Origin of the sequence: Streptomyces sp. HUAS ZL42, assembly GCF_040782645.1 — a bacterium.
Classification (GTDB): domain Bacteria; phylum Actinomycetota; class Actinomycetes; order Streptomycetales; family Streptomycetaceae; genus Streptomyces.
Map to the genome: position 1 here is coordinate 6,117,893 of NZ_CP160403.1, position 17,835 is coordinate 6,135,727.

A 17,835-nucleotide genomic window follows, 5' to 3' on the forward strand; every position below is an offset into this window, starting at 1 on the left:
ACGTGCCAGCCGCATCCGCGACCGGGAGCCGTCATGGGCGTACGCAAGGACCTGAAGCGGGCGAAACAGCGCACCGACCTGGCCGCCCGCACCAAGGTGGAACTCATCAGGGACGAGTCCGGGACCGTCCGCGAGGCCCGCACCGCCCCCATGGCGGCACGGCCCACCACCGGAAGCATCGCCGACCTCCCCTTCACCAACGCGGCGGAGGCCCCCGACACCGTGATCATCCGCCGCCGGGGAGAGAACGGCACCTGGCATCCCGTGACGGCCGCCGCCTTCGCCCGCGAGGTCACCGCCGTCGCCAAGGGCCTCGTCGCGGCCGGCCTCGAACCGGGCGGCCGCGTCGCCGTGATGTCCCGCACCCGCTACGAGTGGACGGTCCTGGACTTCGCCGTCTGGGCGGCCGGCGGCCAGACCGTCCCCGTCTACGCCACCTCCTCCGCCGAGCAGGTGGAGTGGATCGTCCGCGACTCCGGCGCCCGCATCGTCGTCACCGAGACCCCGGAGAACACCGACACGGTCACCACCGGCACGGCCCGCCACCCGCAACCCCCGCAGGTCTGGCAGCTCGACGGAGACGGACTCGCCGACCTCACCGCCCTCGGCCGCGACCTCCCCGACGAGGAGGTCACCAAACGCCGCACCGCCCTGACCCCCGACACCGTCGCCACCATCTGCTACACCTCGGGCACCACCGGACAACCCAAGGGCTGTGTCCTCACCCACGCCAATCTGCACGCCGAGGCCGCCAACGCGCTCGAACTGCTGCACCCCGTCTTCAAGGCGGTCACCGGTGAGACGGCCTCCACCCTCCTCTTCCTCCCACTCGCCCACATCATGGGCCGCACCCTGCAGATCTCCTGCCTGATGGCCCGCATCGAGATCGGCCACTTCCCGAGCGTCAGACCCGACGAACTGCGCCCGGCACTCAAGGAGTTCCGCCCGACCTTCCTCGTCGGCGTCCCGTACCTCTTCGAGCGGATCCGCGACACCGGCCGCGCCACCGCCGAGAAGATCGGCCGCGGCGCCTCCTTCGACCGTGCCGAACGCATCGGGGTGCGCTTCGGGAAGGCCTACCTCGACAAGTTCCTCGACCGGGGCAAGGGCCCGGGACCCGGCCTGTACGCCGCCTGGGCGCTGTACGACCTGCTGGTCTACCGCCGCATCCGCAGCGAACTCGGCGGCCGTATGCGCTACGCCATCAGCGGCGGTTCCCCGCTCGACCGCGACCTCAGTCTCTTCTTCTACGCGGCCGGCATCATCGTCTACGAGGGCTACGGCCTGACCGAGACCACCGCCGCCGCCACCCTCGTGCCCCCGCTGAAGCCCCGCCCGGGCACGGTCGGCCTCCCGGTCCCCGGCACCGCGGTCCGCATCGCCGACGACGGCGAGGTGCTCATCAAGGGCGGGGTCGTCTTCGGCTCGTACTGGAACAACCCACGGGCCACGGACGCGGTGCTCACCGACGAGTGGTTCGCCACCGGCGACATCGGCTCCCTGGACGAGGACGGCTACCTCACCATCACCGGCCGCAAGAAGGACATCCTCGTCACCTCCGGCGGCAAGAACGTCTCTCCGGCCGTCCTCGAGGACCGTCTGCGCAGCCGCCCGCCCGTCGGCCAGTGCCTCGTCGTCGGTGACAACCGCCCCTTCGTCGCCGCCCTGATCACCCTCGACCCCGACGCGGTCGCCCACTGGCTCTCGGTACGCGGACTGCCCGCGGACACCCCGATGTCCGAGGTGATCCGTGATCCCCGGATGCGCGCCGACGTCCAGAAAGCCGTGGACCACGCCAACGAGGCCGTCTCGCGCGCCGAGTCGATCCGCGCCTTCACCCTGGTCGAGGGCGAGTTCAACGAGGAGAACGGTCTGCTCACGCCCTCCCTGAAGGTGAAGCGGCACGCGGTGACGGCCGCCTACGCGGACGAGATCGAGGCGCTGTACCGCAAGTGATCGCACGACACGACAGCGGCGGGCCACCGGAGAACCGGTGACCCGCCGCGGCAGACCCGTGGCTCAGCTGTTGCCGGTGCCGTTGCCGGACAGGACCGGAATGTCGCTCAGGGCGTCCGCCAGCGGCTCGTCGCCCTTGACCATGGTGGAGTTCTCGGCGCACTGCTGGTTCTGCGGGGCCGACAGGACCGGGATGTCCTGGACGCCGACCGGCACGAGGCCCACGAGCGAACCGGCATTGGCCTTCGCCGGCAGACCGAGACACGGCTTGTTCAGCGAGCCCTGGATCAGCGACATCTGCGGGCTCAGGTCACCGGCCGTGGTCGAGTTGCCGAACGCCTGGTCGGCGTCGCTGCCACTGACGGTCATGGTGTCGCCGTCGTCGGCGATCGCGAGGGCCTGCGGGGCGGCCATGACCGAGACACCGGCGACGGAAGCGGCAACAGCCGCGGTGGCCCACAGCTTCTTCATGGTGGATCCCTTCGAAAAGCGGACTTCGGCGGGGAGTTACGAGATCACCAACGGCCCAATGCGGCGCGGAGTTGCATGAATTGACCCGATCGGCCGAGCGCATCGAGAGGCGCGTTCATCGGCTGGTGTGACAGTCAAAACGGGCCGCCGGCAATTCGGCGGCCCGTCGGCGAACGGCGGCGAAGAGAAATTCAGCTGTTTCCGGTGCCGTTCTCGGACAGAACCGGAATGTCGTTGAGGAGGTTCGCCAGCGGCTCGTCGCCCTTGACCACGGTGGAGTTCTCGGCGCACTGCTGGCTCTGCGGCGCCGACAGGACCGGGACGTCCTGGACGCCGACCGGCACGAGGCCCACGAGGGAGGTGGCGTTCGCCTTGGCCGGCAGACCGATGCAGGGCTTGTTGAACGAACCCTGGATCAGCGCCATCTGGGGGCTCATGTCGCCGTACGTCTCCGAGTTGCCGTACTGCTGGACGGCACCGGTGCCGCTGGCGGACGTCGTGTCGCCGTCCATGCCGGTCGCCAGTGCCTGCGGTGCGGCGGCGGCCGAGGCGCCGACGACGGAAACGGCGACGGCGGCGGCAGCCATAACCTTCTTGATCACTTGCTGGTCCCTTCTGGAGAAACCCCGTCCACCGGAGCGCTCTGGTTCAACTGCCGCCGCCGCGCATGGTTGCTCCGGTTCACTCCGATGGCCCACCCGGGTGAATTACCGGAACCAATCCTTTCTGTCCGCGTTGGGTCATATGCCGATTGCGGGCGAGGCGTTCGAGTGAATTCCCGCAAGGGTGGCGTTCCGTAGTTGCTCGGGCCGTCTATCACTCGTTTACAGCCTGCCGGTCATGGCGCGAGCCTTTCATGCTGTGCTCGCTCGGTCTCGGCCGATACAAGGGCATGACCGCAGAGATGGGAAGGGAATGTTCATGAAGAAGAGCGCTGCTGTCGTCGCGGGCGCGGTCATGGCCCTGGGACTGGCCGCCCCCGCTTTCGCCGACGGTGAGGCCAACGGTGTCAGCTCGGGCGCCCCGGGCGTCCTGTCGGGGAACGTCGTCCAGGTTCCCCTGCACCTCCCCACCGCCCTGTGCGGAAACACCGTCGATGTCCTCGCCCTGCTGAACCCGTCGTTCGGCACCAGCTGCGTCAACAACTGACGCCCTCGCGTCAGCCGGCCCGGCTGTCATGGCCGGCCTTGGGGAGCCCCACAGGCGCCAAGGCCGGCTTTCCACTTCGCCAAGCAGGAAGACAACGAAAACAGTGCGACAGACCCTGAGCAGGGGAACGATCGTGGCCGCCGCCGCGACGAGCCTCCTGTCCCTGTACACCGCCGCCGCCTTCGCCGACTCGAACGCGGAGGGGGCCACCGATGGCTCGCCCGGGGTCCTCTCGGGCAACAACGTCCAGGTGCCGGTGGACAGTCCGCTGAACGTGTGCGGGAACACCGTCGACGTGGTCGGCCTTCTCAACCCGGCGTCCGGCACCGCGTGCGGCGTCGGCGGCGGCTCGGACGCCACCGGGTCCGCCGCGCAGCAGGCTTCTGCCTCCGCGGACTCCTCGGACTCGCCCGGTGTCGTGTCGGGCAACAACGTCCAGGTGCCGGTGGACAGTCCGTTGAACGTGTGCGGGAACAGCGTCGACGTGGTCGGCCTTCTCAACCCGGCGTCCGGCACCGCGTGCGGCGTCGGCGGCGGCTCGGACGCCACCGGGTCCGCCGCGCAGCAGGCTTCTGCCTCCGCGGACTCCTCGGACTCGCCCGGTGTCGTGTCGGGCAACAACGTCCAGGTGCCGGTGGACAGTCCGCTGAACGTGTGCGGGAACACCGTCGATGTGATCGGCATCCTCAACCCGGCGTCCGACAGCGCATGCGGCCTCGGCGACTCGAGCTCCACCGCGTCCGTTCCGCAGCAGGCTGCCGCCTCCGCGGACACGGCGGACGCCCCCGGGGTTCTCTCGGGCAACAACGTCCAGGTGCCGGTGCAGATCCCGCTGAACGTGTGCGGGAACTCCGCCAACGCCGTCGGCGCCCTCAACCCGACGTCCGCCAACTCCTGCGGCAGCGGCGGCGACGCGTCTTCCAGCGTCGTGGACACCCCCGTGGACCAGGCCCAGCCGCAAGCCCCGGCGGCCCCGGTCGGAAACCCGGACCCCGCGCCGGCCACCCCGGTCACGCCTGCGACGCCCGCGACGCCGGCCACGCCCGCGACGCCCGCGACGCCGGTCACCTCGGACACGCCGGTGACGTCGATGCCCGTGGACCGCGCCGAGCCCGTGGAGGACTCGTCGAGCATCTCGCGGCCCGACGCCGAGCCCGCGAGCTGGTCGGACGAATCGCTGACGGACGCCTCGTCCGAACACACGGCCGCCCTGGCCGAGACCGGAAGCGGGAACGCGCTCGCCGCGTCGGCCGCCGGTGCCGCACTGCTCCTCGGTGGAGCCATCCTGTACCGACGGGGCCGCGCCCGCGTGGCGTAGGCAGCGTGCCGCGTCCGGCACTTCGCACTCGCTCCAGGGGCGTCCCCAGCACCGGGACCGCCCCTGGGGCGGGCGTGCGGCCGCTGCCGTGGCCCTCGCTCGTGGCGTGACCGCCGGACACGAGGATCACCCCATTGGCGGCACAACTCTCGGAAGCACCGTCCGTTGACTCAAATGCCGGGCATCCCGCCCGGGTGTTGTGTCAATCCCAAGGAGACCTTCTCCATGTTGCGTATCGCGAAGGGCCTGGCCCTGACCTCCGTTGCCGCCGCTGCCGTTGCGGGCACGGCCGGAATCGCCGCCGCCGACACCGGTGCCCAGGCCGCTGCCTCGAACTCGCCGGGCATTGTGTCGGGCAGTGTCGTCCAGCTTCCGGTCCACGTTCCGGTCAACGCCAGCGGCAACTCGGTCAACGTCGTCGGCCTGCTGAACCCGGCGTTCGGCAACAGCGCCGAGAACGGCTGACTCCGGCGGGGTCCGTTCCACCGGCCGCCCTCCCTCAGGGGAGGGCGGCCGTTTTGCATACGCGGAGTCTCTTGCGTCATCCCTCATTCGTGTGGAGCCCCCTCGGGCAGTGCTCTGTACGGGTGATAACGCGGCCAGGTGCACGCAGGCGCGTCGATAGGGTTCCGCGGTGATCTCAACCTCGAGCGAAACGCGGCCACTACGCGCCGCCGATCTGGGCACGCTCGTCGTGCTGGCCTGGAGCGGTGCGGCCCCCGACGGCGACATGCCCTACCTCCTCGCCTACTCCCTGGGCGACGGCGCCGGCGGTCCGGAGGCTTCGTCCGCCGCCGTGGAGCGGCTGCTGCTCAGCACCGGACTCGCCCCCGGCGAGGGGCTCGTCGACGCCGCCCGACGTCCCGGCCTGCCCGTCAGCCTGCTCGTCGAGGCCGGGCAGGCCGTCGTCACGATGCCCCACCTCAACGTCCAGTGCGTGCCGCCGCCGGAGTGGCTCGCCGCCGTCGCCCGACGTGGACACGCCTGCCTCGTGTTCACCACACGGCCCTGGCCCGCGGCCGAGCCGGGCAGGCCCGTCGACCCCGAGGCGCTGGCCGCCTTCGCGGGCGCAGAGGAGACACTCCGGGCCGCGGCGCACGTCCTGCTCCCCGCCCGCAGCCTGCGCGGCTGATGACCAGGACCGCGGGCAGCGGCCGGGGATTCGCCCTGTTGCTGGTCGTCATGGGGGCGGCCGGACTGCTCGCCTCGTGGGTCATCACGATCGACAAGTTCAAGCTGCTGGAGGACCCGGACTTCACGCCGGGCTGCAGCCTGAACCCCGTGGTCTCCTGCGGCAACATTATGAAGAGCGACCAGGCCTCCGCCTTCGGCTTCCCCAATCCGATGCTCGGACTGGTCTCCTACGGCATCGTGATCTGCGTCGGCATGAGCCTGCTGGCCGGGGCGCGGTTCCCCCGGTGGTACTGGCTGACCTTCGAGGCGGGCACGCTGTTCGGGATCGGATTCGTGTCGTGGCTGCAGTTCGAGTCGCTGTAGCGGATCAACGCCCTGTGCCTGTGGTGCTGTCTCGCATGGATCGCCACGATCTTCATCTTCTGGTACCTGACGTTCTTCAACGTACGGAACGCATTCCTGCCCGCGCCCAGGTGGTCGAGGTCGTTCGTCGACGAGTTCCCCCACGCGCTGCCGCTGCTGCACACCGGCGTCGTCGGCATGCTGATCCTCACGCGATGGTGGGACTTCTGGACGGGCTGAGCACCCGTTCCTCCCGTCGCGCCGATCAGAGGTTCGGGGCGCCACTGGACACGTGCGAGACCTGCGGCGGCTGCGACTCGTGCACGTGGATACGGCCCTTGCCCGCCGCTTTGGCGGAGTACATGGCGAGATCCGCCTGATGCAGGAGCTCTGCCGGCGTGACACCCGGGACGGCCACCGCCATGCCGATGGAGGCCGAGACCACCGCGTCGGTGCCGCCGATCCGGTACGGCTTCGTCAAGGCGGACAGGACCCTCGCGGCAACCTCGCCGGCGCTCGAGAGGTGGGTGCCCGCCTTCCATTCCAGCAGGGCCGCGAACTCGTCGCCGCCGAGCCGGGCGACGGTGTCTCCGGCCCGTACGGAGGCCTGGAGCCGGCGCGCCGCATGGGCCAGGAGGGCATCGCCGGTCGCGTGTCCGGCCGAGTCGTTGACGGCCTTGAAGCCGTCCAGATCCACGAAGAGCACGACGGGCGGGGCCATGTCCGTGCCCCGCTTCTGCAGGGCGTGGGCGACCCGGTCGGCGAACAGGGCACGGTTGGGCAGGCCGGTCAGCGCGTCGTGGAAAGCATGGTGCTCCAACTGCGCCTGGAGCGCGACCTGCTCACTCATGTCACGGCTGATGAAGATCATTCCCTGAGGATGGTGGCTGATGGTCGATTCGACGTGGCGCCACCGTCCGTCGGCGGTGCGCAGCCGGCAGGACACGCGGTGACCCGCTCTGCCGGTGTCCGATCCCGACTTGTGCTGCAGCGTCAGAATGGCCTGCCTCAGGGTCACCAGGTCGTCCGGATGGCAGAACTGGAAGAGCCGGGCGCCCATCAGTTCCTCGGGCCGGTAGCCGAGGACGGGCTGAACTGCCGGACTGACGTAGAGCACCGTCCCGTCCCGGCTGATGATGGTGATCACGTCATGTGTGCCGTCGACCAGGGTGCGGTAGTGCGCTTCCCGGGCCGCGGCCTTCTGCGCGATCCGCAGATGGTCGGCGTGGGTGACGCCCTGGCGGGCGGCGAGCGCGAGAAGCACCGACCCGGCCAGACCCGCCATCACGATGTCCACGGAACCACCGGTGGCGGCGTGGGCCGTGATGGCCAACGCACAGACGACCATGGGAACGAACGCCGCCACGACCCCGATGACGGGCATCGTCCGCTCGTCGAGCCCCACCTCGCTGATGCTCCCCGGCAGCCAGGGCGCGACGGCGACCAGGGACAGCCCGGTGATCGAGCAGGCTGCCGGGAGGGGGACCCCGTACCAGGTGCCCGGCCCGGACAGGACGACGCGGAACACATCACCCGCGAACAGGATGGCGAGAGCAACGGCGGCCGCCGTGTTGGCCGTGCGCTCGGCACGCGTCGGACAGCAGCGCAGGGCGATGACGAGCCCCAGGAGCACAACGTCCGTCACGACGCGTGCGAGACCCAGCAGCGAGCCCGACACGTCACCGCCCTGGTCCGCGCGGTGCAGCAGGAGGACCCAGCCCAGCGTGAGCAGCGAGCCCGCGAACAGCCAGCCGTCCAGCAGCCGCCGTAACCGCGTCAGGGTCGTTCCGTTCTCCGCGGCCGCCATCACCAGCGCAACGACGGCCACCCCCAGACACAGGGCGATCCCGGCACCCGCCAACGGACGCACGACGGACTGGACGAACCCGGAGGGGTGCGTCCCACCGCCGATCCGACTCACGAGAAGGTGATGCAGTCCGCCGGCCGCGACCGAGGCGGCGAGCAGCGTGAACCGAAGACGAAACTTGCCCGGCGCCGTCCGGGCGCGGGCCAGAAGAGACAACGTTGCCCCACCGTGCGCGGCCGGCACCCCCACGCCTTCCGGCATGAGCCCAGCAGCCGTCGCACCCGCCCCGGCGGCCACGGCCAGCGCGGCGCCGGCGCACAGGGCTCTGCCCATCCAGGCGAGAGGCAGGCAGCCGATGCGAGCGATGCGAAGAGAACCGGCTCGACCGGCCCACCCGTGGATCATGCGAACCCCCGACGATGATCGAGCTCACCAGGGCAGCCGAATGGTCGGTTCGGGACTGCTCAAGCGGAAAAAAGAGGCTAGGAGTATCTTCTCGCAAGCCACATGAGCCGCTTTACCACGCTTCACCTGATGTAGGGAAAACTTGGATGATTTGAAGACAGGGTGCGCGGGATCCGGTACCGGGAAAGTCGCACCGTCAGCCTCGTTGCGCAGACCGACCGATCAGGAGGGCCGGCGGCCGCAGCTGATCGTTCGCCGTGGCAGCACGAGTCCGGTGCGCTGTCGGCGCGCGATGAGCCCGCGTTTCGGCGGCGGCGACGCCACCCCGACCGGCTGACGGCCATCCACCGCACCCACGGCGGCCAACGGCTTCTCAGCCACTGCACGGTCGGTAGGGCCGCACCGCGGCCTGGAGCGGTCGCACCAGGGGCTGACGCAGCACGGTCGGTGCGCGGTCGGTGGGCGGTTCCAGCAAGTGCAGCACCAGGGTGCGGCTGGAGCCTGCGGGCAGTTCCAGATCGAGGGTGTAGACCGGATGGCCGCGCTCGACGGCACCACTCATCAGCGTGCGTCGACCGTCCAGGGTGGCCTTGACCAGCTTCGCCCGCTCACTGGCGAAGTAGGAGACCAGCAGTCGGTTGTCGCCGGGCCGGGTGCGGTAGGGCGGGTTGTCCACCCGCTGGGTGACATAGGCGGGAAGCCCCGAGGCCGGTGCCCGGTTGGACAGCCGTACGGTTGCGGTGACCTCGCGGCCGTATTCAGTGCACAGGCCCGGTGCCCAGACGAGGCTGCGGTCGAGGTAGTAGTCCAGTTTGGTGCCCGCAGCATTGGTCACCACCAGCCCGGCCAACGGTGCGGGTCCCGTCGGCAGGGCGCCGCCGAGCGGTCGTTGCTGCAGGTCACGCTGCTCCGCGGGGTGGGCGCTCCACACCTTGATCCGCCCGCCCTCGAACTGCTGGTGCAGCGCGGCGAGGAGTGCCGGGCGGCGCGACGGATCGTCGGCACTGTCCAGCAGCCGCTGTGAGACGGCACGCGCCACGTCGAGGAAGAACTCCTTGCGTTCCGGGATGTCCTGGTAGGTGGCATAGCTGGTGCGCTCGGTGAGGGCGACGACATTGGCGGCGGTAACGGGGGTCCCGTCGGCCAGGCGGGCAGAACCGGACGCGCTGAGCAATCCGGACAACGCGCCGGGATCCAGTGCGAACGCGCCATCCACTTTCTGGCCGCTGTGCGCGAGCCAGGCGGCGGCCCAGATGCGGGCGGCGTATGGGAAGTGCGGGCTGACGTTGCTGTTGACCCAGGTGCTGGTCGGTGCGCTGGGGCCGTAGAGGGCGGTGTACTCGGCCGGCATGTCGACTGCCGCGCGGACGTCCATCAGTTCGCTGTCATTGCCGAAGTCCTCGAAGTGCAGTCGGCCGCGCTCCGCGGTGACCACTGCGAACGCTCCCGGAAGCCCGCCGGTACCGCGTGCCTCGGCAGTGTTCTCGAACACGGCCAGATACCGCCTCGGCCCTGCCGCTCCGAGCATCGGCGGCATCACTCGGGCCGCCATGGCGGCGTCGTCCGTGACACTGCTGATCCGTGCAACCTGTCCGGAAAGCTGGGCCCGCGCATGGTCCGCGGCGGGCAACCACGTGGCATGCGGCAACGCGGCCACGTTCGTACGCACCGCCGAGGCGCTGCGCGCGGCATCCTTGAGCAGGGGAGCGGCACGGCGCAGGGCGGCGAGGTCGAGATGCCCACCGTCGTTTCCGGCGGCGGTCGCCAGTTCGGAGGCGGTGCGCGTCAACGGCTGCAGGACATCGTGGGTGAGCAGGTCGGAGGCTTCGGCGACACCCCGTACGGTGCGCAGCGGCTGTCCCAGAAGGGGCAGGTGCGAGGCGGGATACCAGGCCGGGCCGGTGGTGAGCCGGTGCGCTCGGGCCGCGTGCCGCGCGGCGCTGCGTACGGCCGCCTCGGCCGTCCGCAGCTGGGCGGCAGGGCCTGCGGAGGGCGCCGTGTTCGACTGCCCCCGCAACGTCTCGAGATTCCGCTGCGCGGCCAGCAGTTCGTGGCGCGCGAGCACAGCGGTGACCACGATCCAGCCGACGCTTGCCAGGAGAAGGCCGACGAAGGCGCACACGGACAGCAGGACGCGGGGATCGCGCAGCAGGCTGCTGACGGGACGGAAGGCGACGGTTCTTGGCAGGGCCGGCAATCTCATGGGCTGTCCCTAGTAGGCGCCGTCACCGCGGAGCACGGCAGGCAGGGTTCGGAGGAGGATCGCCAGGTCCTGCTTGACCGACCAGGTGTCGACGTACTGCAGATCCAGGCGCAGGGCGTCCTCCCAGGCCAGCTCGGACCTGCCGCTGACTTGCCACAACCCGGTGAGGCCCGGCCGGACTTGGAGGCGACGGCGGGCCTCCCCGGTGAATGCCGAGTCCTCGACCGGTAGGGGCCGGGGGCCGACCAGGGACATCTGCCCCTTCAGCACATTGATCAGCTGTGGCAGTTCATCAAGGGAATAGCGGCGCAACCAGCGCCCGACCGCGGTCACACGCGGATCGTCACGGACTTTGAACAGGTGTCCGTCCGACTCGTTGCGAGCTGCCATGGCCTTCCGCATCTTCTCGGACCCGACTCGCATGGTGCGCAGCTTGAGGATGTGGAACTCCTTGCCCCGCCAGCCCGTTCGCCGCTGGCGGAACAGCAGAGGGCCCCGAGTGTCGACCTTCACGGCAACGGCGGCAGCCAGAAGCACCGGTGCCAGAAGCAGGAGCAGGACGGCGGCCCCCACGAGGTCGATGGCGCGTTTGGCTGCCAGGCCTCCCCAGGTCAACTGTCGTCGCGCGGTTGGCTGATGAAGCGCTGTCTCTCCAGCAGATACCAGCATTTACTACCCCCTTTACGGCGAAATGGGTGAAACACCCTCTATACAGGAGCATATTCACAAACATGATGCCTGACTGGCTCATAACTGAGTAATAGATAGAAACACGACGCTGACCTGAGCTCTGGCAATGACACGACAACATGCCCCCGGTCCAGCTGGCGCGGGGCGACCGAGAGGACCTGCATGCGTGCGGTAGTGACGGGCGGGGCCGGCTTCATCGGTTCCCACCTCTGTGAGCGACTGCTCCACGACGGCCACGAAGTGGTGTGCGTGGACAACTTCCTTACATCCAGCCCCGACAACGTCGAACATCTCATGGGGAACCCGCACTTCCGGTTGAGTCGATTGGACGTCACCAAGGGCCTGGAAGTGCCCCACCCGGTGGACGCCGTCTTCCATCTGGCATCACCAGCCTCGCCCGCCGACTACCTGCGATTGCCCCTCGAGACACTCCGCGTGGGTTCGGCCGGCACATGGCACGCCCTGGACCTGGCGGCAGCGAAGGGCGCCCGCTTCCTCCTCACCTCCACGTCCGAGTCGTACGGCGATCCTCTGGTCCACCCCCAGCCGGAGAGCTACTGGGGTCACGTCAACCCCGTCGGCCCTCGCTCGGTGTACGACGAGGCGAAACGCTTCGGTGAGGCCCTGACGATGGCCTACCGCAGAAACCGAGGTGTGGACGCCAAGATTGTGCGCATCTTCAACACCTTCGGCCCGAGGATGCGACCGGACGACGGTCGGGCCATTCCCGTCTTCATCGGCCAGGCGCTCAGGGGTGAGCCGATCACCGTCACCGGCGACGGTAGCCAGACCAGGTCGTTGTGCTACGTCGACGACCTGGTCGAGGGGTTGCTGCGGATGCTCGCGAGTGATCACGGCGGCCCCCTCAACCTGGGCAACCCCCATGAGGTCTCCATGCTCGAACTGGCCCAGTGGATCAGCAAGCTCACCAGGGCCGACTCCGAGATCACGCTGATCCCACGGCCCCAGGACGACCCGGAACGACGGCGCCCGGACATCACCCTGGCCCGCGAACTGCTGGACTGGGAGCCCACGACTCCGGTGGAGCGCGGGCTTTGCGACACGATCGCCTACTTCCGCCTCCGCCTGGATTCCGGCAACCTCGCCGACCGCAGGAACCGAGCCGTCCCTTCACCGATGACCGCGCCGGCTCGCTCATGACCGCACAGACCGGTACCCCATCGGCACCGACCTCCGCCGCGCCCCCGGTGGTCGAGTGTCTGGGCGTGCCCATCACGGCTCACACCCGCGAGAGCGCGGCCCGCCATGTGCTGCACCTCGCTCGTCGCAACCGTGAGGCACGCCAGAGCGACGGCAGGTGCGACTCCGGCACGGTGCGCGGCAGCGACGTTCACCTCTCCAACGCGTACACCCTCGCTCTCGCGGATCGGGACGCCGAATTCCAGATCCTGCTTCGTTGCGCCACCCTGAACCTCCCCGACGGGCAGTCAGTCGTCTGGGCCAACCAGCTCCTCCATCGCGGTACGGACCTGCCGAGTACGCGGGTGTACGGCCCCGACCTCCTTCTTGACGTCTTCGCGCTGAGCCAGAACACCGAAGTGCGCCACTACCTTCTCGGCTCCACGCCTCAGGTGCTGGACGCGCTGTACCAGGAACTGCGGCGGCGCTTCCCCCGGGCGCAGATCGTCGGTACGTGCTCTCCGCCCTTCCGGCCGCTGACCGCCGGGGAACTGCAGCAGCAAGTGGAGGCCATCCGTACCGCGGCGGCGGACATCGTCTGGGTGGGGCTCGGCACTCCGAAGCAGGATCGCTGGGCCGCAGACCTGTGTGCACAACTGCCCGTGGTGGCGGTGGCTGTGGGAGCGGCTTTCGACTTCGTCGCCGGCACCAAGCCGCAGGCACCGCTCTGGATGCGGCGCAGCGGGCTGGAGTGGCTGTTCCGTCTCTGCTGCGAGCCTCGCCGCCTGTGGCGGCGTTACCTGTTCGGCAACACGCGGTTCCTGTGGGGGGTGACCCGGCAGGCTGCGGGCGACGGGATCACAGCGAGCCCGCTCGCGGCCACCGGGAAGAGAGCCTCGTAACGCGGCACCCGCCGGACTCAGTGCCCGAGACCCCCTCGCACCACGAGTGGCGACGGCCATTGCGCTCACCCGAGGAGACCTCACGTGACCACGGATGCACCGGAAGCAACAGCTGCGGCAGCCACGAAGTCCGGCGCCACATCCCCGTCCGCCGACTCACGCATCAGATCTGCCCGCGCCCTGGCACGCACCGCGATCAGGAACGCGGTCAGCGATCCCGGCAGGCCGGGCTCCCTGTCCCACCGCGCTCGTACGAAACGTTGGGCTGAACTACTGCGACGATTCCCGGCCTTGAGCGACATGCACGTGCTGGACCTCGGCGGAGTGCCCGAGGCGTGGCGGCTGGCCCCTGTGAGACCGGCCCACGTCGTCACCGTCAACCTGGATTCGAGGGTCCTGTCGGCGGACGTGCCGGGCGTCACGGCTGTCGTGGGCGACGCCTGTGCCCTCCCCGCCCGGCTGGCCACAGAGCGATTCGACCTCGTGTACTCGAACTCCCTCCTGGAGCATGTCGGCGGCCACGCCAACAGGGTGCGCCTGGCTGAGACGGTGCGCATGATGTCCGACCAGCACTGGGTTCAGACTCCGTACCGGTACTTCCCCGTCGAACCTCACTGGCTCTTCCCCGCATTCCAGTTCCTACCGCTGCGTGCACGCGCGGAGGTCTCGCGCCGCTGGCCCTTCGGCCCCACTCGGTCCACGGACCTCGGGGCGGCCGTCGGCGACGTGGCATGGGTGGAGTTGCTGGACTTCACCGCGATGCGCCAGTACTTCCCCCACTCCGAGATCTGGCCCGAACGCGTCGTCGGACTGCCGAAGTCACTGGTGGCGGTAAGCCGGGCAGAGCACATCTGAAAACACTGCTCCGTCGGCGCGCTGAGGGAGAGCCGTGCATGCGGAGCGGCGGGGATCGATCGACGGCCGATCGCCTGAATTCCGGCCGCCTCGCGGGATCAAAGCCAGGAAACGCCCAGCGGCATCCGTAGGTTGTCGCCTGTGACGATCGCGCATACAGCCCTCGCCGAGTCCCGCCAGTGGACGCCGGTGACGTGCTGCAAACGCCCACTCACCGGCTGAGCCGAGGGCGTCGCGTCCACAGCTCGGACGGCGTTTCCGCACGCTCCTCAACAGCATCGGAGCCGCAGTACATGGCAATGACCCAACTCACCCGGCGCATCAAGTTGAAGACGACGGCGACCGTTGTGCCATGGGTGACCCGGATTCGTCCGGGGCACGGATTGCAACGGCTCGGTACTGATTACGGAGGATGGTGGGTCCCCACCGATCTGATCACGAAGGACTCCATCGTTTACGCGGCAGGTGTGGGCGAGGACATCAGTTTCGATCTCGCCGTCATCGAGCGCTTCGGGTGTGAGGTCTGGGCAATGGATCCGACGCCTCGCTCGGTCAGGTTCGCCGAGGGAATTTCCGAACAGCGTTGGCATTTCCTCCCCTACGGGCTGTGGAAGGAAGACAGCATGCTGCACTTCCATCCACCCGCAGATTCCGCACACGTTTCTCACTCAGCTACCGAAGTCCGTGGTCATGGTCCCGGATTCCAGGCCCAGTGCTACACATTGGCAACATTCATGAAGATGCTGGACCACAACCGGATCGACCTGCTGAAGATGGATATCGAGGGAGCCGAGGAGCCCGTGCTCGACTGGATGCTGGCCGAGGGTCACCTACCGCGAATTCTCTGCATCGAATTCGATACCCCGCAAAGCCCCTGGGCCCTACGTAGACGCCTCCGTCACCTCGAAGACGCCGGTTACGTGATTCGTCGTGCGGAAGCACGCAACTACACGCTGACGCGCGGCTGATGGGTCCCAGCATGGCTCCGGGAGACGAATCCTCAAACGGTCCCTCAAACGCTTCCTCGCCATTGCGGATCGCCGTGGTGCACAGCTTCTACGCTTCCGCCGTTCCCAGCGGCGAGAACCAGGCGGTGATGGATCAGATCGCGGCACTCCGCCGGGCCGGTCACGAGGCACACGTCCTGGCTGCGCATACCGACGAGCTCGGCCGGTCCCCGTTCCACCCGCTGCGGGCCGCGGTCACGGTGAGCAGCGGGCGAGGTCTCTCACCCGAGGCGGAGCTGCGGAAGCTTCGACCCGATGTGGTTCATGTGCACAATCTCTTCCCCAACTTCGGGAACTCCTGGCTCCGGTCCTGGCAGGGCCCGATCGTGGTTACGGTGCACAACTACCGGCCGATGTGCGCCGCAGCCACGCTGTACCGGAAGGGCGCGATGTGCACTCTCTGCCCCGACGGCGACCGGTGGGCCGGGCTGCGCAACGGCTGCTACCGCGGCTCACGCGTGGCTACCGCGCCACTCGCGTGGGCCGGCCGCCATGGAACTGCCGCCAATCCACTGCTGCGTCACGCGTACCGAATCGTGGTGCTGTCCGAGACGAGCCGTCAGATGTACATCCGTGCCGGACTGGATCACCGACGGCTGACCCTTGTGCCGAACTTCACGACCGACATCGATGCTTCGGAATCTGCCGATTTCTTCAAGCACGACACGATCGCGTCCGACGCGGCATGGGTCTTCGCCGGCCGACTGAGCCCGGAGAAGGGCCTGAAGGAGTTGCTGGAGCGCTGGCCGGCCGACGAACGGTTGGACGTCGTGGGCGACGGCCCTCTGCTCGACGACTGCCGCCGGGCGGCGCCGCCGTCGGTCTGCTTCCTCGGGGCACTCGATCACACCGACATAAGGCAACGGCTGCCCTCCTGGCGCGGCCTGGTCTTCCCCAGCCGCTGGCTGGAAGGCGCCCCTCTCATCTATCCCGAGGCACTGGCCGCGGGGCTTCCGGTTCTCGCATTCGCCGGTTCGGCCGTCGCGGCGTCGGTACGGGAACAGGGCACAGGCGCGGTGGTGGACTGGAACGAATCGTTGAGCACGGCACTCAGACGCGCCGCCGTTCGCTTCCCCTCTCTGCGCCCCCACTGCCGGAGCGTGTTCCTGCGCCACTTCACGGAAGATGTCTGGAGGGAGCGCATCGAGTCCGTCTACTCCGCTGCTCTCACGCACCATGCCGCTGCCCCCCATGCTCCGACTGCGGTCGGCCCAGCGGTCACTGCAACGGAGGGGACATGGTGAAAGTCAACCGTTCCGCGAAGATCGCCATTGTCCAGCCGTACATCCCCAGCTACCGGACCAGCTTCTTCGACCATCTCAGGTGTCGCCTTCGGGCGGCGGGCTGCACCTTGGACGTGATGCACGGTGCTCCACCGCCAAGCCACGCCGCGCGCCAGGACGCCGCGAGTTGCTCGGCTGCGGCCGAGATCCCTGTCCGCCGGCTTGTTGTACCCGGGGGGCGGTCGCTGGTCTGGCAACAGGTACCCCGCCGCGTGGCATCCGCCGATGTCGTAGTTCTGGAACAGGCGCTGCGGAACCTGGAAACGTATCCACTGCTCTTCAGACAGCAGTGGGCGCGCACGACCGGTGCTGTTGCCCCGCGGGTTGCGCTGTGGGGCCACGGCCGCACGTACACCAAGCCGGTCAGTCGTCTGGAGAGGATCGCCAAGGACGCTCTCACACGGCGCGCCTCATGGTTCTTCGCTTACACGCAGGGCGGTGCCGACTACCTCGCGTCCTCTGGTTATCCAGGACAGCGGATTACCGTGGTACGCAACTGCGTGGACACCGGGACGCTCTCCGAGGTACGTGAGCGCGCGGAGACGCCGGGGACCCAGGAGTTCGCCGAGGCGGCGGCGCTGCGTGCGCGCCACCGTCTGGTGCCTGGACGCACGGCTTTGTTCGTGGGTGGGCTGGACGCTCCCAAGCGGATCCCCTTCCTGCTGGAGGCGGCACGACGCGTCTCCGTTGCTCTCCCGGGGTTCCGGCTCCTGGTCGCCGGCGGGGGAACCGATCGGACTCTGGTCGACACTGCGGCTTCATCAGGCGGTCCGGTGGTGGCCCTTGGACACACCACTGGACGGAGTACGGCTCTGCTGGGCGCGGTGTCGGATGTCATGCTGATGCCGGGACGTGTGGGCTTGTGCGCTGTGGATTCTTTCGTGCTGCGGACGCCCATCATCACGACTGACTGGCCGTGGCATGCTCCTGAGTTCGAGTATCTGAAGCACGGTCGCAATGCCGTCGTCACGCGCGACGACCTCGCAACGTACGCTGCCGCGGTACAAGCGTTGCTGAGCGATCGCACCCAATTGGCGCGCCTTCGCGCGGCCTGCCAAAAAGACGCCACCGATTACACGGTCGAAGGCATGGCAGCTCGTTTCTGTAATGGCCTGATCAGTGCGCTCGAACGGGAACCGTGAACAGTGCATGGACCTGTGATCCAGGCGAGTG

15 protein-coding genes and 2 pseudogenes are annotated in these 17,835 nt (G+C 68.8%); 12 read left to right on the top strand and 5 right to left on the bottom strand.

Features of this window, described 5'->3' with window-relative positions; genetic code table 11:
- The first annotated feature begins 33 nt into the window (after positions 1-33).
- Positions 34-1,956, top strand: a complete 1,923-nt coding sequence (locus ABZO29_RS28135; protein ID WP_367322962.1) for a long-chain fatty acid--CoA ligase — start codon at positions 34-36, stop codon at positions 1,954-1,956.
- Between the two features lie 63 nt (positions 1,957-2,019).
- Here ABZO29_RS28135 and ABZO29_RS28140 read toward each other — a convergent pair whose 3' ends face one another.
- Both ABZO29_RS28140 and ABZO29_RS28145 read right to left on the bottom strand, forming a co-directional pair.
- Positions 2,020-2,427 (bottom strand): rodlin, encoded by a 408-nt coding sequence (locus ABZO29_RS28140; RefSeq protein ID WP_367322963.1) that lies wholly within the window; start codon positions 2,425-2,427, stop codon positions 2,020-2,022.
- Between the two features lie 191 nt (positions 2,428-2,618).
- A complete protein-coding gene (locus ABZO29_RS28145) occupies positions 2,619-3,029 on the bottom strand; it encodes a rodlin (protein WP_367322964.1) in 411 nt (136 codons plus the stop codon).
- A 319-nt stretch (positions 3,030-3,348) separates the two neighbouring features.
- On the opposite strand from ABZO29_RS28145, the gene ABZO29_RS28150 reads away from it, so the two are divergent.
- From ABZO29_RS28150 to ABZO29_RS28170, 5 genes and pseudogenes are all read left to right on the top strand, one after another.
- Positions 3,349-3,576 carry a chaplin gene (locus ABZO29_RS28150; RefSeq protein ID WP_367322965.1) on the top strand — a complete coding sequence of 76 codons (228 nt, stop codon included), beginning with the start codon at positions 3,349-3,351 and terminating at the stop codon, positions 3,574-3,576.
- Positions 3,577-3,679: 103 nt separating this feature from the next.
- Positions 3,680-4,894 carry a chaplin gene (locus ABZO29_RS28155; RefSeq protein ID WP_367322966.1) on the top strand — a complete coding sequence of 405 codons (1,215 nt, stop codon included), beginning with the start codon at positions 3,680-3,682 and terminating at the stop codon, positions 4,892-4,894.
- Positions 4,895-5,119: 225 nt separating this feature from the next.
- The gene (locus tag ABZO29_RS28160) at positions 5,120-5,359 is read left to right on the top strand and encodes a chaplin (RefSeq protein ID WP_367322967.1); all 240 of its coding nucleotides are present in this window, start codon (positions 5,120-5,122) and stop codon (positions 5,357-5,359) included.
- Between the two features lie 169 nt (positions 5,360-5,528).
- Positions 5,529-6,026: a DUF5949 family protein gene (locus ABZO29_RS28165; protein WP_367322968.1), complete on the top strand. Its 498-nt coding sequence runs from the start codon at positions 5,529-5,531 to the stop codon at positions 6,024-6,026.
- A pseudogene (locus ABZO29_RS28170) lies at positions 6,026-6,610 on the top strand (vitamin K epoxide reductase family protein). The gene ABZO29_RS28165 and the pseudogene ABZO29_RS28170 overlap by 1 nt, the downstream one beginning before the upstream one ends.
- 25 nt (positions 6,611-6,635) lie before the next feature.
- Here the strand turns inward: ABZO29_RS28170 and ABZO29_RS28175 are convergent.
- From ABZO29_RS28175 to ABZO29_RS28185, 3 genes and pseudogenes are all read right to left on the bottom strand, one after another.
- Complete coding sequence (locus ABZO29_RS28175; protein ID WP_367322969.1) at positions 6,636-8,510, bottom strand: diguanylate cyclase; 1,875 nt, start codon at positions 8,508-8,510, stop codon at positions 6,636-6,638.
- Between the two features lie 445 nt (positions 8,511-8,955).
- A complete protein-coding gene (locus ABZO29_RS28180; RefSeq protein WP_367322970.1) occupies positions 8,956-10,785 on the bottom strand; it encodes a DUF4012 domain-containing protein in 1,830 nt (609 codons plus the stop codon).
- 9 nt (positions 10,786-10,794) lie between these two features.
- Positions 10,795-11,367: pseudogene (locus tag ABZO29_RS28185) on the bottom strand (sugar transferase); the annotation flags it as partial.
- A gap of 270 nt (positions 11,368-11,637) precedes the next feature.
- Here ABZO29_RS28185 and ABZO29_RS28190 point away from each other — a divergent pair.
- The 6 genes from ABZO29_RS28190 to ABZO29_RS28215 all read left to right on the top strand — a co-directional run bounded on the left by ABZO29_RS28190 (position 11,638) and on the right by ABZO29_RS28215 (position 17,804).
- Entirely contained in the window at positions 11,638-12,636 is a 999-nt protein-coding gene (locus ABZO29_RS28190) for a UDP-glucuronic acid decarboxylase family protein (RefSeq protein ID WP_367322971.1), read from the top strand.
- A 65-nt stretch (positions 12,637-12,701) separates the two neighbouring features.
- A complete protein-coding gene (locus ABZO29_RS28195; protein WP_367322972.1) occupies positions 12,702-13,517 on the top strand; it encodes a WecB/TagA/CpsF family glycosyltransferase in 816 nt (271 codons plus the stop codon).
- Positions 13,518-13,817: 300 nt separating this feature from the next.
- Positions 13,818-14,372 (top strand): class I SAM-dependent methyltransferase, encoded by a 555-nt coding sequence (locus ABZO29_RS28200; protein ID WP_367326271.1) that lies wholly within the window; start codon positions 13,818-13,820, stop codon positions 14,370-14,372.
- 299 nt (positions 14,373-14,671) lie between these two features.
- Positions 14,672-15,340 carry an FkbM family methyltransferase gene (locus ABZO29_RS28205; protein WP_367322973.1) on the top strand — a complete coding sequence of 223 codons (669 nt, stop codon included), beginning with the start codon at positions 14,672-14,674 and terminating at the stop codon, positions 15,338-15,340.
- An 11-nt stretch (positions 15,341-15,351) separates the two neighbouring features.
- A complete protein-coding gene (locus tag ABZO29_RS28210; protein ID WP_367322974.1) occupies positions 15,352-16,623 on the top strand; it encodes a glycosyltransferase family 4 protein in 1,272 nt (423 codons plus the stop codon).
- Positions 16,617-17,804 (top strand): glycosyltransferase family 4 protein, encoded by a 1,188-nt coding sequence (locus tag ABZO29_RS28215; RefSeq protein WP_367322975.1) that lies wholly within the window; start codon positions 16,617-16,619, stop codon positions 17,802-17,804. Before ABZO29_RS28210 ends, ABZO29_RS28215 begins: the two co-directional genes overlap by 7 nt.
- Positions 17,805-17,835 lie beyond the last annotated feature (31 nt).

Coding starts and splice junctions, on each gene's coding strand:
- ABZO29_RS28135 (WP_367322962.1), top strand. CDS start 34: ATGGGCGTACGCAAGGACCTGAAGCGGGCGAAACAGCGCACCGACCTG.
- ABZO29_RS28140 (WP_367322963.1), bottom strand. CDS start 2,427: ATGAAGAAGCTGTGGGCCACCGCGGCTGTTGCCGCTTCCGTCGCCGGT.
- ABZO29_RS28150 (WP_367322965.1), top strand. CDS start 3,349: ATGAAGAAGAGCGCTGCTGTCGTCGCGGGCGCGGTCATGGCCCTGGGA.
- ABZO29_RS28160 (WP_367322967.1), top strand. CDS start 5,120: ATGTTGCGTATCGCGAAGGGCCTGGCCCTGACCTCCGTTGCCGCCGCT.
- ABZO29_RS28175 (WP_367322969.1), bottom strand. CDS start 8,510: ATGGGCAGAGCCCTGTGCGCCGGCGCCGCGCTGGCCGTGGCCGCCGGG.
- ABZO29_RS28180 (WP_367322970.1), bottom strand. CDS start 10,785: ATGAGATTGCCGGCCCTGCCAAGAACCGTCGCCTTCCGTCCCGTCAGC.
- ABZO29_RS28190 (WP_367322971.1), top strand. CDS start 11,638: ATGCGTGCGGTAGTGACGGGCGGGGCCGGCTTCATCGGTTCCCACCTC.
- ABZO29_RS28200 (WP_367326271.1), top strand. CDS start 13,818: ATGCACGTGCTGGACCTCGGCGGAGTGCCCGAGGCGTGGCGGCTGGCC.
- ABZO29_RS28205 (WP_367322973.1), top strand. CDS start 14,672: ATGACCCAACTCACCCGGCGCATCAAGTTGAAGACGACGGCGACCGTT.
- ABZO29_RS28210 (WP_367322974.1), top strand. CDS start 15,352: ATGGCTCCGGGAGACGAATCCTCAAACGGTCCCTCAAACGCTTCCTCG.
- ABZO29_RS28215 (WP_367322975.1), top strand. CDS start 16,617: ATGGTGAAAGTCAACCGTTCCGCGAAGATCGCCATTGTCCAGCCGTAC.